Source organism: Pseudomonas sp. BJP69 (genome assembly GCF_007633355.1).
GTDB classification, from domain to species: Bacteria; Pseudomonadota; Gammaproteobacteria; order Pseudomonadales; family Pseudomonadaceae; genus Aquipseudomonas; species Aquipseudomonas juntendi.
The window spans coordinates 1,307,313-1,321,339 of the sequence record NZ_CP041933.1 but is presented as its reverse complement, the minus strand read 5'-3'; the positions used below and the strand labels follow the sequence as shown (position 1 = coordinate 1,321,339).

Sequence of the window (14,027 nt, the reverse complement as noted above, 5' to 3'; positions counted from 1 at the left end):
CCTTTGCTTGAAGCTTGTAGCTTACGACTTGTAGCTTATGGCTTGTAGCTTATGGCTTGAAGCTTATAGCTTGAAGCTCGAATTGGAGTGAGTTATGCGCGATGCACTGAATTCTGGCCTTATCGACTTTCTCAAGGCTTCCCCCACGCCCTTCCATGCCACCGCCAGCCTGGCCCAACGCCTGGAGGCAGCCGGTTACCAGCGCCTGGACGAGCGTGATAGCTGGGCCACGGTGCCGGGCGGGCGCTACTACGTTACCCGCAACGATTCATCGATCATCGCCATCAAGTTGGGCAAGCAAGCCCCGCTACACCACGGTATCCGCATGGTCGGCGCGCATACCGACAGCCCTTGCCTGCGGGTCAAGCCGCAGCCCGAGCTGCAGCGCCAGGGCTTTTTGCAACTGGGCGTAGAAGTGTATGGCGGCGCCCTGCTGGCGCCGTGGTTCGACCGCGACCTGTCGCTGGCCGGGCGGGTCACCTACCGCCGTGATGGCAAGGTCGAAAGCCAACTGATCGACTTCAAACTGCCCATTGCCATCATCCCCAACCTGGCCATCCACCTGAACCGCACCGCCAATGAGGGCTGGGCGATCAACCCGCAGAACGAACTGCCGCCGATCCTGGCCCAGGTGGCCGGTGACGAACGCATCGACTTCCGCGCCCTGCTCACCGAGCAACTGGCCCGTGAACACGAGCTGATCGCCGACGTGGTGCTGGACTACGAACTGAGCTTCTACGACACCCAGCAGGCCGCCCTGGTCGGCCTGAACGGCGACTTCATCGCCGCGGCCCGCCTGGATAACCTGCTGTCGTGCTACGCCGGCCTGCAGGCACTGCTGGCCGCCGACAGCGACGAAACCTGCGTGCTGGTGTGCACCGACCATGAAGAGGTCGGTAGCTGCTCGGCCTGCGGCGCCGATGGCCCGATGCTGGAGCAGACCCTGCAACGCCTGCTGCCCGACGGCGACACCTACGTGCGCACCATCCAGCGTTCGCTGATGGTATCGGCCGACAACGCCCACGGCGTGCACCCCAACTATGCCGACAAGCACGACGGCAACCATGGGCCCAAACTCAACGCCGGGCCGGTGATCAAGGTGAACAACAACCAGCGTTACGCCACCAACAGCGAAACCGCTGGGTTCTTCCGCCACCTGTGCATGGCCGAAGAAGTGCCCGTGCAGAGCTTCGTGGTACGCAGCGACATGGGCTGTGGCTCGACCATCGGGCCGATCACGGCCAGCCACCTGGGTGTGCGCACCGTGGATATCGGTTTGCCGACCTTTGCCATGCACTCGATTCGCGAGCTGTGTGGTAGCCATGACCTGGCGCACCTGGTGAAGGTGCTGACAGCGTTCTACCGGTGCCGCGAGCTGCCTTGAGGTAGGCAGGTCTGGCCCTATCGCCGGCAAGCCAGCTCCCACAGGGATCGCTTTAGGGCTGACAGGTGTTTGCCACAAGGTATGGCAGCGCCTGTTAGATCGAGCGCCGCCCGCGCGGCGCAATCGCGAGCTGCGCTCGCTCCTACGTTTGTTTCGGGCCAATTATTCCTGTGGGATTTGCGCGCGAACGCCTTGGTGCATGCCTCAATATCGCGCCGTACAAACAAGGCGGCCGCGCGCGCCTGTCACAGGCGTTACTGGCCCGAAACAAACGTAGGAGCGAGCGCAGCTCGCGATTGCGCCGCGCGGGCGGCGCTCGATCTCACAGGCGCTGAAGATGCTCCGGCTACCCTTGCCAGGAACCATAGAATCTCCCACAGGTACTGCACAACCTTCAGGGCTGGCGCTTTCCCTGTGGGAGCCGGCTTGCTGGCGATAGGGCCTGGCCTGCTCAAGGTCAATCCCGCTTCGCTTGCCACCCGCTATGCTTGTTACATGGCCCCACTGCAAAAGGATTGCTGTCCATGTCCCCGTTTTTGTCCCTGTTCGTGCCGGTTTTTCTGTTCCTGCTGTTGCTGACCGTTGGCTTCAGCATGCGCGAACGCAGTATCGGTGTGCTGATGATGTGGATCGGCACCTTGGGCATCTTTGGCCTAACCTGCTGGAAGATCCTCGAGAAACTGCCGACATAAACCTCTACACTCGGGCAATCGTTTGACCTGAGGTAGATTTGCCAGTGCCTGCCCTTCTGCGTTTCCTGTCCCTACTGTTCTTGCTGTTCATCACCCCGGTGCAGGCAGCGGGCCTGCCCGGCCTGCTGGGCAGCAGCGCGCCCGCGCAGCCGGAGGCCACCGAGCCACTGGGCAAGTCGCTGGACGAGGTGATCAAGAACCTCGAAAACGACCAGCAACGGGCCAAGCTGCTGGCCGACCTGAAAAAACTGCGCGATGCCACCCGGCAAACTCAGCCCAGTGTCGAGCAAGGTGTGCTCGGCCTGATCGGCGGTGCGCTGAGTGACTTCGAAAAACAGTTCAGCGGCGATGCCAGCCCTTTCCACCGCTGGGCGGCGGAAATCGAACAGGCCCAGGTCGAGCTGACCGAACTGATGGTGCCGGTGCACCAGTGGCCGGCCATCCTGTTCGGCTTTGCCGCGGTGATTGCCGTGTGGAGCCTGCTGGCCTACTTCTTCAACTGGGTCGGCCACCGCATACGCCTGCGGTTTGGCCTGAGTGAAGAACTGCCGCAACACCCACGCACCTGGGACCTGGTGCGCTTTGCCTTGCGCAAGCTGGGCCCCTGGCTGGTGGCGCTGGTGTTCACCGTGTACCTGAGCTTCGTGCTGCCGCCGTCACTGGGCAAATCGCTGGCCATGGTGCTGGCCTACGCGCTGGTGGTGGGCACCTGCTTCTCGGCGGTGTGCGTCATCGCCTTTTCGCTGCTCGACGGCCCGCACCGCCACCGCGCCCTGCATATCCTGCGGCACCAGGCGTTCCGGCCACTGTGGCTGATCGGCAGCTTCGCCGCCTTTGGCGAGGCCATGAGCGACCCGCGCCTGCTGGTGGCGTTGGGTACCCACCTGGCGCATGCGCTGGCAACCCTGGCCAATGTGATTGCCGCCCTGTGTACCGGGCTGTTCATCCTGCGCTTCCGCCGGCCCATTGCCCACCTGATCCGCAACCAGCCGCTGTCCCGGCGCCTGACCCGGCGCACGCTCAGCGACACCATCGAGATCCTGGGCAGCTTCTGGTTCATTCCCGCACTGATCCTGGTGGCGATTTCACTGTTCGCCACCTTCGTTTCTGCCGGTGACACCAGCACCGCGCTGCGCCAGTCGCTGATGTGCACGGTGCTGGTGGTGGTGTGCATGGTGCTCAATGGCCTGGTGCGGCGGCATGCAGCCAACCCCAAGCGGGCGGCCAAGCGCCAGGCGGTGTATGCCGAGCGCCTGCGCAACTTTGGCTACCTGCTGGTGCACATCCTCATCTGGCTGCTGTTCATCGAGCTGGGCCTGCGCGTGTGGGGCCTGTCGATGATCACCTTCGCCGAGGGCGACGGTCACGACATCAGCGTGCGCCTGCTGGGGCTGGCCGGCACGCTGATCGTCGCCTGGCTGGTGTGGATCCTGGCCGACACCGCCGTACACCATGCCTTGGTACGTTCGCGCCGAGGGCTGGCCAATGCCCGCGCGCAAACCATGATGCCGTTGATCCGCAACGTGATGTTCGTGGTCATCTTCATCATTGCCGTGATCGTGGCCCTGGCCAACATGGGCATGAACGTCACCCCGCTGCTGGCCGGTGCCGGCGTGATCGGCCTGGCCATCGGCTTTGGCGCGCAGTCGCTGGTGGCCGACCTGATCACCGGGCTGTTCATCATCATCGAAGACTCGCTGGCCATCGACGACTACGTGGATGTCGGCGGCCACCTGGGCACCGTCGAGGGGCTGACCATCCGCACCGTGCGCCTGCGCGATATCGACGGCATCGTGCACACCATTCCGTTCAGCGAAATCAAGAGCATCAAGAACTACTCGCGGGAGTTCGGCTACGCGATCTTCCGGGTGGCGATCCCGCACAGCATGAACATCGACCAGGCCATCACGCTGATTCGCGAAGTCGGGCAAAAACTGCGCAACGACCCACTGATGCGCCGCAATATCTGGTCGCCGCTGGAGCTGCAGGGGGTGGAAAGCTTCGAGTCGGGTTCGGCGGTGTTGCGGGCACGGTTCAAGACCGCGCCGATCAAGCAATGGGAAGTATCGCGGGCGTTCAACCTGGCGCTGAAGCGGCAGCTGGACGAGGCCGGGCTGGATCTGGCGACGCCACGGTTGTCGGTACAGGTGGTGACCGCTGGGGGTGGCGGGATGGCGGAAACCGGTTCCTCCAGTTAGCGCCTCTTCGCGGGCTTGCCCGCTCCCACAGGGTAATCACAGTGTTCAAGGCCTGTGCAGTACCTGTAGGAGCGGGCAAGCCCGCGAAGCAGCCAACACCCTAGCCCGCCTGGGCACGAATACGAATGGCATCATGCCGCCAATACTCCAGGTCACAGTCGATCAGGTGCCCATACTGGTCACTGTTGACCCGGGTAATGTGCAGCCCCGGGCTCCCCGCCGATACCTTCAACGCCCCCGCCGCTTCAACTGGCAATGCCGTTGGCAGGATCTCGAAACACACCTGCCCATACTCGATCCCATACACCCGCCCATAGATCTCGGTCAGCGACTGCGCCAGGTCGTGCTCGAGGATGTCCGGAAAATACCGGGGGGCGAGGTAGTGCTCGGCATACAACACTGCCCGCCCATCAATGCGCCGCAATCGGCAGATGCGCACCACACTGGACAACGCCGGCATCTGCAGGCGCGCGCAGATGGCTGCCGGGGCTGGCTGCAGCCGCGCCGACAGCAGCTCGGTGCTGGCCACGCGCCCTTGGGCGCGCACCATGGCATGGAAGTGGCTGCGTTCGATCAGGTCGTAGGTCAGGCGCTGCGGCGCCACAAACCAGCCGCGCCGCTCTTCGCGGTAGATCAGGCCCTGGGCTTCCAGCTGCACCAGCGCTTCACGCAGGGTAATGCGCGTGGTACCGAACAGCTCGCTCAGCCGGCGCTCGGCCGGCAACTTGCCGCCCGGCTCCAGCAAGCCGTGCTCGATCTGCTCCTGCAGGGCATGGCAGATGGCTGTTACCGCACGCGGGGGCGTCGACTGCATCAAAAGGTTACCTATCTGGACTAGTCCAGCCCCATAAAGGGGCCTGTGAAGATTAGTGCAGCCTAGGCAGGGCTGATGAATATCCTGTGACAAGCGCCTGCCGCGACCCTTGCCAGAAACGCGCCAAGGCCGCCCGACCGGTTGAATTCCGTGGTCTACGCTTTAGTCGCAGGGCCGTTGCCGGTGTACCCCTACATCAAATTGTCACGCAAGCGGCCTACCTTGGCTCAAGGTTTGCTGACCTAGACCAACGGTCACCAGACAACCCCTTCACTCCTAACAACGATCGCTACAGGCACCCATACCAAGGAGCTTCGGATGAAAAAGTTGTTCATGGCGTCACTGCTCGGTTCGGCCATTACCCTGTGCACCTCGGCGCTGGCCGCCGGCCCTGACCTCAAGGCGCTGGAAGACGCCGCCCGCAAGGAAGGCACCATCAACAGCGTGGGCATGCCCGATGCCTGGGCCAACTGGAAAGGCACCTGGGAAGACCTGGCCAGCAAATATGGCCTCAAGCACAGCGACACCGACATGAGCTCGGCGCAGGAGCTGGCCAAGTTCGAGGCCGAGAAAGACAACGCCAGCGCCGATATCGGTGACGTGGGCGCCGCCTTCGGCCCGATTGCAGTGGCCAAGGGTGTCAGCCAACCGTACAAGCCCAGCACCTGGGACCAGGTGCCGGCATGGGCCAAGGATGAAGATGGCCACTGGGCACTGGCCTATACCGGCACCATCGCCTTCATCATCAACAAAGACCTGGTCAAGGAAGGCGAACGCCCGAAAACCTGGCACGACCTGGAGAAAGGCAAGTACAAGGTCGCTATCGGTGACGTCGGCACCGCTGCCCAGGCGGCCAACGGCGTGTTGGCCGCGGCCATCGCCTACAAAGGCAGTGAAAGCAACATTGAACCCGGCCTGCAACTGTTCACCAAGCTGGCCCAGCAGAAGCGCCTGTCCCTGGCGAACCCGACCATCCAGACCCTTGAAAAGGGTGAAGTTGAAGTGGGCGTGGTATGGGACTTCAACGGCCTGAGCTACCGCGAGCAGATCGACCCCAAGCGTTTTGAAGTGCTGATCCCGGCCGACGGCTCGGTGATTTCCGGCTATACCACCGTCATCAACAAATACGCCAAGCACCCCAACGCTGCCAAGCTGACCCGTGAATACATCTTCAGCGACGCCGGGCAGATCAACCTGGCCAAGGGGCATGCACGGCCGATCCGGGCCGAGCACATGAAGCTGCCGGAAGACGTGCAGGCCAAACTGCTGCCCAACGAGCAGTACAGTGCGGCGCAGCCGATCAAGAATGCCGAAGCCTGGGAAACGACCTCGAAGAAGCTGCCGCAATTGTGGCAGGAGCAGGTGATCATCGAGATGGAATGAAGAAGCTTCAAGTAGCAAGCTGCAAGCTACAAGTGGAAGCCGGTGAGCGCCATGCCGGCTTCTTCTTGCAGCTTGCGGCTTGCAGCTTGCAACTTTCAGCTTTCAGCTAGAACCGCCTGCAGCTCATTGGGAGCCACCATGCAACACAACGTCATCCTGGTCCTGCTCGACGGCCTCAACTACCAGGTCGCCCACCATGCCATGGGCCACCTGCACGCCTATGTCGAGGCCGACCGCGCCGCGCTGTACCGCGTGGAATGCGAATTGCCATCGCTGTCACGGCCGTTGTACGAGTGCATCCTCACCGGCGTAGCGCCCATCGACAGCGGTATCGTGCACAACGGCGTCAACCGCCTGTCCAACCAACGCAGCGTGTTCCACTACGCGCGCGAGGCCAACCTGGGCACGGCGGCAGCGGCCTACCACTGGATGAGCGAGCTGTATAACCGCTCGCCTTTCGACCCGCAGCGCGACCGCCATACCCACGCCCCGAAGCTGCCGATCCAGCACGGGCTGTTCTATTGGGACGACCGTTACCCCGACTCACACCTGCTGGCCGACGGCGAGTACCTGCGCCGGCGGCACGCCCCGAACTTTCTGCTGTTGCACCCCATGAGCATCGATGATGTCGGCCACCACCATGGCCTGGACAGCAGCCAGTACCGCAATGCCGCGCGCAGCGTGGACATCCTGCTGGCCGACTACCTGCCAGGCTGGCTCGAAGAGGGCTACCAGGTACTGGTCACTGCCGACCACGGCATGAACAACGACCGCTCGCACAATGGCTTGCTCACCGAGGAACGCGAAGTGCCGCTGTTCGTCTTTGGCGAAGCCTTCAGCCTTGACCCGGCCGCCAAGCCACAGCAGACCGAGCTATGCGGCACCATCTGCGAGCTGCTGGGCGTGGCGCACGACAAAACGGTATGCAGGGAGTTGCTCAAGTGAACCGCAGCCGCTACCTGGCCTTGCTGTGCCTACTGCCGTTCGCGGTGTTCTTCGTCATCTTCCAGATCGCCCCGCTGGCCTGGGTGGCGATCAACAGCTTGCAATCGGAGGCTGGCTGGGGCCTGGCCAACTTCAGCAAGGTGTTCACCTCGAAGTTCTACCTGCAGGCGTTGCAACGCAGCCTGGAGATCAGCTTCTGGTCGAGCCTGTTCGGTATCGTCATCGCTACCCTCGGTGCCTATTCGCTGCGCCAGGTAGACTCGAGGCTGCGCGACTTCGTCAGCGCTTTCGCCAACATGACCAGCAACTTCGCCGGGGTGCCGCTGGCCTTTGCCTTCATCATCCTGCTCGGTTTCAACGGCGCCCTGACCCTGCTGCTGAAGCAGATCGGCCTGCTGGAAGACTTCAGCATCTATTCCAGAAACGGCCTGATCCTGGTGTACACCTACTTCCAGATCCCGCTGGGCGTGCTGCTGCTGTTCCCGGCATTCGACGCGCTGCGCGAAGACTGGCGTGAATCGGCGGCACTGCTGGGCGCCAGCCACTGGCAGTTCTGGCGGCACATCGGCCTGCCGGTGCTGACCCCGGCCCTGCTGGGCACCTTCGTCATCCTGCTGGCCAATGCCCTTGGCGCGTACGCCACCGTGTACGCGCTGACCACTGGCAACTTCAACGTACTGCCGATCCGCATCGCTGGCCTGGTGGCCGGGGATATCAGCCTCGACCCCAACCTGGCCAGCGCGCTGGCAATGGTTCTGGTAGGGCTGATGACGCTGGTCACGGTGGTGCACCAATGGCTACTGAAACGGAGCTACCATGCGCGCTGAAACCCGTGCCGGCGGCTGGTACCACCGCGCCGTGGTGTACCTGCTGTTCCTGATTCTGCTGTTGCCCCTGGCCGGCACCCTGCTCTACTCGCTGGCTACCAGTTGGTCGGCCAGCCTGCTGCCCAGCGGCCTGACGTTCAAGTGGTACATCGCGCTGTGGAGCGAACCCCGCTTCCTGGCGGCGTTCGGCCAGTCGCTGCTGGTCTGCGTGGGGGCGCTGCTGCTGTCGGTGGTACTGATCCTGCCCTTGTTGTTCGTGGTCCACTACCACTTCCCCAGGCTCGACGGGCTGATGAACATCCTGATCCTGCTGCCCTTCGCGGTACCGCCGGTGGTGTCGTCGGTAGGGCTGCTGCAGCTGTACGGCAGCGGGCCGATGGCCATGGTCGGCACGCCGTGGATCCTGATCGGCTGCTACTTCACCATCGCCCTGCCGTTCATGTACCGGGCGATCACCAACAACCTGCAGGCCATTCACCTGCACGACCTGATGGACGCAGCCCAGCTGCTGGGCGCCAGCACCTGGCAAGCCGCACTGCTGGTGGTGCTGCCAAACCTGCGCAAGGGCCTGATGGTGGCGCTGCTGCTGTCGTTCTCGTTCCTGTTCGGGGAGTTCGTGTTCGCCAACCTGCTGGTCGGCACCCGCTACGAAACCCTGCAGGTGTACCTGAACAACATGCGCAACAGCAGCGGCCACTTCAACAGCGCGCTGGTGATTTCCTACTTCGCCTTCGTGCTGGTACTGACCTGGGTTGCCAACCGCCTGAACAAGGACAAGACCTGACATGAGCTTCGTCAGCGTACAGCAATTACACAAGCGCTATGCCGGCAACCCGGTTTTCGAGAACATCGACTGCCACATCGAGCGCGGCGAATTCGTCACCCTGCTCGGCCCCTCCGGGTGCGGCAAGTCCACGCTGCTGCGTTGCATCGCCGGGCTCACCCCGGTGGACCGCGGGCAGATCCTGCTGGACGGCCACGACATCGTGCCGCTGAGCCCGCAGCAACGCGGCATCGGCATGGTGTTCCAGAGCTACGCGCTGTTCCCCAACATGACTGTGGAGCAGAACGTTGCCTTTGGCCTGCGCATGCAGAAGGTCAAGGCCGAGGAAAGCCAGCGGCGCGTGCGCGAGGCACTGGACCTGGTCGAGCTGGGCACCTTTGCCGGGCGCTACCCGCACCAGTTGTCGGGCGGCCAGTGCCAGCGCGTGGCCTTGGCCCGCTCGCTGGTCACCCGGCCACGCCTGCTGCTGCTCGACGAGCCGCTGTCGGCACTGGATGCACGTATCCGCAAGCACCTGCGCGAGCAAATTCGCGCGATCCAGCGCGAACTGGGGCTGACGACCATCTTCGTCACCCACGACCAGGAAGAGGCGCTGACCATGTCTGACCGTATCTTCCTGATGAACCAGGGGCGCATTGTGCAAAGCGGCGATGCCGAAACCCTTTACACTGCGCCGGTGGACCTGTTTGCCGCAGGCTTTATCGGCAACTACAACCTGCTTGACGCCGACAGCGCCAGCCGCCTGCTGCAACGCCCGATAGCCTGCCGCCTGGCGATCCGCCCGGAATCCATCACCTTGGGCCTGGCGGGTGAGCGCGACGCCGAGGTACGCAGCCATAGCCTGCTGGGCAACGTGATCCGCTACCGCGTTCAAGTGCGTGGCGTGGAACTGGTGGTCGACGTACTCAACCGCTCACCGGCCGACCTGCATGCAGACGGGCAACGGGTGAGCCTGTCGATCGACCCCACGGCGCTACGCGAAGTGGCCTAAGGAGATGCAACACGATGGCATTGGCAATTTTCGATCTGGACGAAACCCTGATCCACGGCGACTGTGCGTCGCTGTGGAGTGAACAGATGGCCCGGTTGGGCTGGGTCGATGGCAAGGAATTCCTGCGCCGCGACCATGAGCTGATGGAAGCGTACGGCAAAGGCCACCTGCAGATGGAGGACTACATGGCCTTCAGCCTGGAGCCGATAGCCGGGCGCACCCTGGAGGAAGTCGAGCATTTGGTGGAGCCGTGGGTTGAAGAGGTGATCGAACCGATCATCTACGGCGACGCCTGCCGCTGCATTGCCGAGCACCGCAAGCGCGGCGATCGCATTCTGATCATTTCCGCTTCGGGCACGCACCTGGTGGGGCCGATTGCGGCGCGCCTGGGCGTGGACGAATACCTGGCGATCGAGCTGGAGGCGGTGAACGGGGTGTATACCGGCAACACCCATGGGGTACTGACCTACCGCGAGGGCAAGATTACCCGGCTGCTGGAATGGCTGGACCAGGAGCAGGAGAACCTGGAGGGGGCGAGCTTCTATTCCGATTCGAGGAATGACCTGCCGTTGTTGTTGAAGGTGGATCACCCGTATGCGGTGAACCCGGATGGGGTGTTGCGCGAGCACGCCGAGAAGAATGGCTGGCCTGTCTTGAGTTGGACTTGAGGGCCATAGGGGCGCTTTGCGCCCCGTTCGCGACACAAGGCCGCGCCTATAGGCAAATGCAAGCTCCTGTAGGAGCGGCCTTGTGTCGCGATGGGCTGCTCAGCAGCCCCGGCAACCTCAAGCCAGGCTCGGGTCGATCACCATCACCAACTTGCCCGACACCTGGTTGGTCTCCAGCTCGGCATACGCCGCCTGGGCGAACTCCACAGGGTAGGTATCGACCAGTTGCGGCGACAGGCGCCCTTCGCTGAACAGCGGCCACACCTGCTGCTGCAACTCGCGCAGCAGCTCGGCCTTGAAGCTGTCATCACGGTTGCGCAGGGTAGAACCGGTGATCCCCAGGCGCTTGCCCAGTACCTGAGCCAGGTCCAGCTCGAACGTGCGGCCGCCCATCAGGCCGATGATCACCCAGCGCCCGTCACGGGCCAGCAGTTTGAGGTTGAGTTCACCATAGCTGGCCCCCACCGGGTCAAGAATCACGTCGAACGGGCCCAGCCCTTCCAGCGCGTCGAGGTTCTGGTTACGCACCACGCCACCTGCTGCGCCCAAGGCCTGGCAATAGGCCAGGCGGTCCGCCGAGCCGACGCTGACCCAGACCGGGCTGCCAAACGCCTTGCACAGCTGAATGGCTGCCGAGCCGACGCCGCTGGCACCGGCGTGCACCAGGACCTTCTCGCCCGCCTTCAGCGCACCAAGCTGGAAGATGTTCAGCCAGGCAGTGGCGTACACCTCCGGCAGTGCAGCGGCTTCATGCAGGCCAAGGCCTTCGGGCACCGGCAGTACGTGGCGGGCGTCGACCACCACTTCCTCGGCCATGGCACCGCTGGCCAGCAGCGCGCAGACCCGATCACCCACGCGCCAGGCTGCGCCAGCGCCCACTTCTTCGACCACCCCGGAGCACTCCAGCCCCATATACGGGCTGGCACCTGGCGGCGGTGGGTACAAACCTTTCATCTGCAGCAAATCGGCGCGGTTCAACCCCGCCGCAGCCACGCGGATGCGCACTTGGCCCGCGTCACAGGTCGGGCGTTCGGCCTCGACCCAGGTCACATGTCCGTCAACGCCTTGCAATGCCTTCACAGTGCCTCCATAGTTGAATCATATGACCGAGCCTGGGATCGTTGTGCCCAGGCTTTTTGCAGTATGCGCCCGGCTCTTCTGGAACCGGCGAACGGAAAAGACGGCCTACTATGCGTGATCAATTGCCCCCACGTCGAATCAGCATGAAGCATTTCCTCCCAAGCACCGCCCTGGCCATGATGATCGGCCTGGGCAGCCTCGCGCTCGGCGGCAATGCAGCGGCCGCCAATAAATGGGACAGCCTGCAACCCGACCGCGACGAGATCGTCGCCAGCCTCAATGTGGTGGAGTTGCTCAAGCGCCACCATTACAGCAAGCCGCCACTGGATGACGCCCGTTCGGTCATCATCTATGACAGCTACATCAAGCTGCTGGACCCGGCGCGCAGCTACTTCACCGCGGCCGATATCGCCGAATTCGACAAGTGGAAAACGCAATTCGACGATTTCCTCAAAAGCGGCAACCTCGACCCGGGCTTCACCATCTACAAGCGCTACCTCGACCGCGTCAAGCAACGCCTGGACTTCGCCCTGGCCGAGCTGAACAAGGGCGTGGACAAAATGGACTTCACCACCAAGGAAACCTTGCTGATCGACCGCAAGGACGCGCCATGGCTGAAGGACCAGGCCGCGCTTGACGACCTGTGGCGCAAACGCGTGAAAGACGAAGTGCTGCGCCAGAAGATCGCCGGCAAAGAGCCCAAGCAGATCCAGGAAACCCTGACCAAGCGCTACAAGAACCAGCTCGCGCGCCTGGACCAGACCCGTGCCGAAGATATCTTCCAGGCCTACATCAACACCTTCGCCCAGTCCTACGACCCGCACACCAACTACCTGTCGCCAGACAACGCGGAAAACTTCGACATCAATATGAGCCTGTCGCTGGAAGGTATCGGCGCAGTGCTGCAAAGCGACAACGACCAGGTCAAGATCGTGCGCCTGGTGCCGGCCGGCCCGGCAGCCAAGACCAAGCAGGTGGCACCGGCAGACAAGATCATCGGTGTCGCCCAGGGCAACAAGGAAATGGTCGACGTGGTCGGCTGGCGCCTGGATGAAGTGGTCAAGCTGATCCGCGGCCCGAAAGGCTCGGTGGTGCGCCTGGAAGTCATCCCGGCCAGCAACGCACCGAGCGACCAGACCAGCAAGATCGTGTCGATCACCCGCGAAGCGGTGAAGCTGGAAGAGCAGGCGGCGAAGAAGTCGGTGCTCAAGCTCAAGCAGGACGGGCGTGACTACAAGCTGGGCATCATCGAGATCCCGGCCTTCTACCTGGACTTCAAGGCCTACCGCGCCGGCGACCCGGAGTACAAGAGCACCACGCGTGACGTGAAGAAACTGCTCACCGAGCTGCAGAAAGAAAAAGTCGACGGCGTGGTCATCGACCTGCGCAACAACGGCGGCGGCTCGTTGCAGGAAGCCACCGAACTGACCAGCCTGTTCATCGAGAAAGGCCCGACGGTGCTGGTGCGCAACAGCGATGGCCGGGTCGACGTGCTGGAAGACGAAAACCCCGGTGCCTTCTACAAAGGGCCGCTGGCGCTGCTGGTCAACCGCCTCTCGGCATCGGCCTCGGAGATTTTCGCCGGTGCCATGCAGGACTACCACCGCGCGTTGATCATTGGCGGCCAGACCTTCGGCAAAGGTACCGTGCAGACCATCCAGCCGCTCAACCATGGCGAGCTGAAGCTGACACTGGCGAAGTTCTACCGGGTATCCGGGCAGAGCACCCAGCATCAGGGCGTACTGCCGGACATCGACTACCCATCGATCATCGACACCAAGGAAATCGGCGAAAGCGCCCTGCCCGAGGCCATGCCGTGGGACACCATCCGCCCGGTGGTCAAGCCCGCTGCCGACCCGTTCAAACCGTTCCTGGCGCAGCTCAAGGCCCAGCATGAGGCACGTAGCGACAAGGATGCCGAGTTCACCTACATCCGCGACCGCCTGGCCCTGACCCAGAAGCTGATGAACGAGAAAACCGTCAGCCTCAACGAGCAGGACCGACGTGCCCGCCACGACGAGATCGAGGCGAAACAACTGGCGCTGGAAAACACCCGCCGCAAGGCCAAGGGTGAAGAGCCACTCAAAGAGCTGAAGAAAGAGGACGAAGACGCGCTGCCGGCCGAGGATGAAAACACCAAGCCGGAAGACGACGCCTACCTGGCGGAAACCGGTCGCATCCTGATCGACTACCTCAGCGCCAGCAGCAAAGTGGCCAAGAAGTAAGGCCGCTGGCTGTCGCGACATAACAAGGGCCGGGCA

At 63.1% G+C, this 14,027-nt stretch carries 12 protein-coding genes; 10 read left to right on the top strand and 2 right to left on the bottom strand.

From position 1 onward, the window contains the following. Nucleotides 1-94 precede the first annotated feature (94 nt). The 3 genes from FPB55_RS06190 (at nucleotide 95) to FPB55_RS06185 (ending at nucleotide 4,274) form a co-directional block, all read left to right on the top strand. A complete protein-coding gene (locus FPB55_RS06190; protein WP_009682847.1) occupies nucleotides 95-1,384 on the top strand; it encodes a M18 family aminopeptidase in 1,290 nt (429 codons plus the stop codon). A 524-nt stretch (nucleotides 1,385-1,908) separates the two neighbouring features. Then, entirely contained in the window at nucleotides 1,909-2,076 is a 168-nt protein-coding gene (locus FPB55_RS26170) for a hypothetical protein (protein ID WP_009686254.1), read from the top strand. Between the two features lie 44 nt (nucleotides 2,077-2,120). After that, complete coding sequence (locus FPB55_RS06185; protein WP_009686253.1) at nucleotides 2,121-4,274, top strand: mechanosensitive ion channel domain-containing protein; 2,154 nt, start codon at nucleotides 2,121-2,123, stop codon at nucleotides 4,272-4,274. A 100-nt stretch (nucleotides 4,275-4,374) separates the two neighbouring features. Here FPB55_RS06185 and FPB55_RS06175 read toward each other — a convergent pair whose 3' ends face one another. Beyond that, nucleotides 4,375-5,088 carry a UTRA domain-containing protein gene (locus FPB55_RS06175; RefSeq protein WP_029885880.1) on the bottom strand — a complete coding sequence of 238 codons (714 nt, stop codon included), beginning with the start codon at nucleotides 5,086-5,088 and terminating at the stop codon, nucleotides 4,375-4,377. A gap of 318 nt (nucleotides 5,089-5,406) precedes the next feature. Here FPB55_RS06175 and FPB55_RS06170 point away from each other — a divergent pair, with 318 nt between their 5' ends. The 6 genes from FPB55_RS06170 to FPB55_RS06145 all read left to right on the top strand — a co-directional run bounded on the left by FPB55_RS06170 (nucleotide 5,407) and on the right by FPB55_RS06145 (nucleotide 10,686). Continuing rightward, on the top strand, nucleotides 5,407-6,471 hold the full coding sequence (locus FPB55_RS06170) for an extracellular solute-binding protein (RefSeq protein ID WP_029885879.1): 1,065 nt from the start codon (nucleotides 5,407-5,409) through the stop codon (nucleotides 6,469-6,471). Nucleotides 6,472-6,609: 138 nt separating this feature from the next. Next, nucleotides 6,610-7,416 carry an alkaline phosphatase family protein gene (locus FPB55_RS06165; RefSeq protein ID WP_009686249.1) on the top strand — a complete coding sequence of 269 codons (807 nt, stop codon included), beginning with the start codon at nucleotides 6,610-6,612 and terminating at the stop codon, nucleotides 7,414-7,416. Next, entirely contained in the window at nucleotides 7,395-8,243 is an 849-nt protein-coding gene (locus FPB55_RS06160) for an ABC transporter permease subunit (RefSeq protein WP_144187755.1), read from the top strand. Before FPB55_RS06165 ends, FPB55_RS06160 begins: the two co-directional genes overlap by 22 nt. Further along, complete coding sequence (locus FPB55_RS06155) at nucleotides 8,233-9,027, top strand: ABC transporter permease (protein WP_009686246.1); 795 nt, start codon at nucleotides 8,233-8,235, stop codon at nucleotides 9,025-9,027. Before FPB55_RS06160 ends, FPB55_RS06155 begins: the two co-directional genes overlap by 11 nt. A gap of 1 nt (nucleotide 9,028) precedes the next feature. Further along, nucleotides 9,029-10,018, top strand: coding sequence for an ABC transporter ATP-binding protein (locus FPB55_RS06150; RefSeq protein ID WP_125855358.1), 990 nt, complete (start codon nucleotides 9,029-9,031; stop codon nucleotides 10,016-10,018). Between the two features lie 14 nt (nucleotides 10,019-10,032). Continuing rightward, the gene (locus FPB55_RS06145; RefSeq protein WP_029885876.1) at nucleotides 10,033-10,686 is read left to right on the top strand and encodes an HAD family hydrolase; all 654 of its coding nucleotides are present in this window, start codon (nucleotides 10,033-10,035) and stop codon (nucleotides 10,684-10,686) included. A gap of 117 nt (nucleotides 10,687-10,803) precedes the next feature. Here FPB55_RS06145 and FPB55_RS06140 read toward each other — a convergent pair whose 3' ends face one another. After that, nucleotides 10,804-11,766 carry an NAD(P)H-quinone oxidoreductase gene (locus tag FPB55_RS06140; protein ID WP_009686243.1) on the bottom strand — a complete coding sequence of 321 codons (963 nt, stop codon included), beginning with the start codon at nucleotides 11,764-11,766 and terminating at the stop codon, nucleotides 10,804-10,806. 143 nt (nucleotides 11,767-11,909) lie between these two features. Here FPB55_RS06140 and FPB55_RS06135 point away from each other — a divergent pair, with 143 nt between their 5' ends. Continuing rightward, nucleotides 11,910-13,991 (top strand): carboxy terminal-processing peptidase, encoded by a 2,082-nt coding sequence (locus FPB55_RS06135; RefSeq protein WP_165944151.1) that lies wholly within the window; start codon nucleotides 11,910-11,912, stop codon nucleotides 13,989-13,991. Nucleotides 13,992-14,027: the final 36 nt, after the last annotated feature.

Excerpts from the sequence above, each read along its gene's own strand:
- FPB55_RS06190 (WP_009682847.1), top strand. The coding sequence starts at position 95 with ATGCGCGATGCACTGAATTCTGGCCTTATCGACTTTCTCAAGGCTTCC.
- FPB55_RS26170 (WP_009686254.1), top strand. The coding sequence starts at position 1,909 with ATGTCCCCGTTTTTGTCCCTGTTCGTGCCGGTTTTTCTGTTCCTGCTG.
- FPB55_RS06175 (WP_029885880.1), bottom strand. The coding sequence starts at position 5,088 with ATGCAGTCGACGCCCCCGCGTGCGGTAACAGCCATCTGCCATGCCCTG.
- FPB55_RS06170 (WP_029885879.1), top strand. The coding sequence starts at position 5,407 with ATGAAAAAGTTGTTCATGGCGTCACTGCTCGGTTCGGCCATTACCCTG.
- FPB55_RS06165 (WP_009686249.1), top strand. The coding sequence starts at position 6,610 with ATGCAACACAACGTCATCCTGGTCCTGCTCGACGGCCTCAACTACCAG.
- FPB55_RS06160 (WP_144187755.1), top strand. The coding sequence starts at position 7,395 with ATGCAGGGAGTTGCTCAAGTGAACCGCAGCCGCTACCTGGCCTTGCTG.
- FPB55_RS06155 (WP_009686246.1), top strand. The coding sequence starts at position 8,233 with ATGCGCGCTGAAACCCGTGCCGGCGGCTGGTACCACCGCGCCGTGGTG.
- FPB55_RS06150 (WP_125855358.1), top strand. The coding sequence starts at position 9,029 with ATGAGCTTCGTCAGCGTACAGCAATTACACAAGCGCTATGCCGGCAAC.
- FPB55_RS06145 (WP_029885876.1), top strand. The coding sequence starts at position 10,033 with ATGGCATTGGCAATTTTCGATCTGGACGAAACCCTGATCCACGGCGAC.
- FPB55_RS06135 (WP_165944151.1), top strand. The coding sequence starts at position 11,910 with ATGAAGCATTTCCTCCCAAGCACCGCCCTGGCCATGATGATCGGCCTG.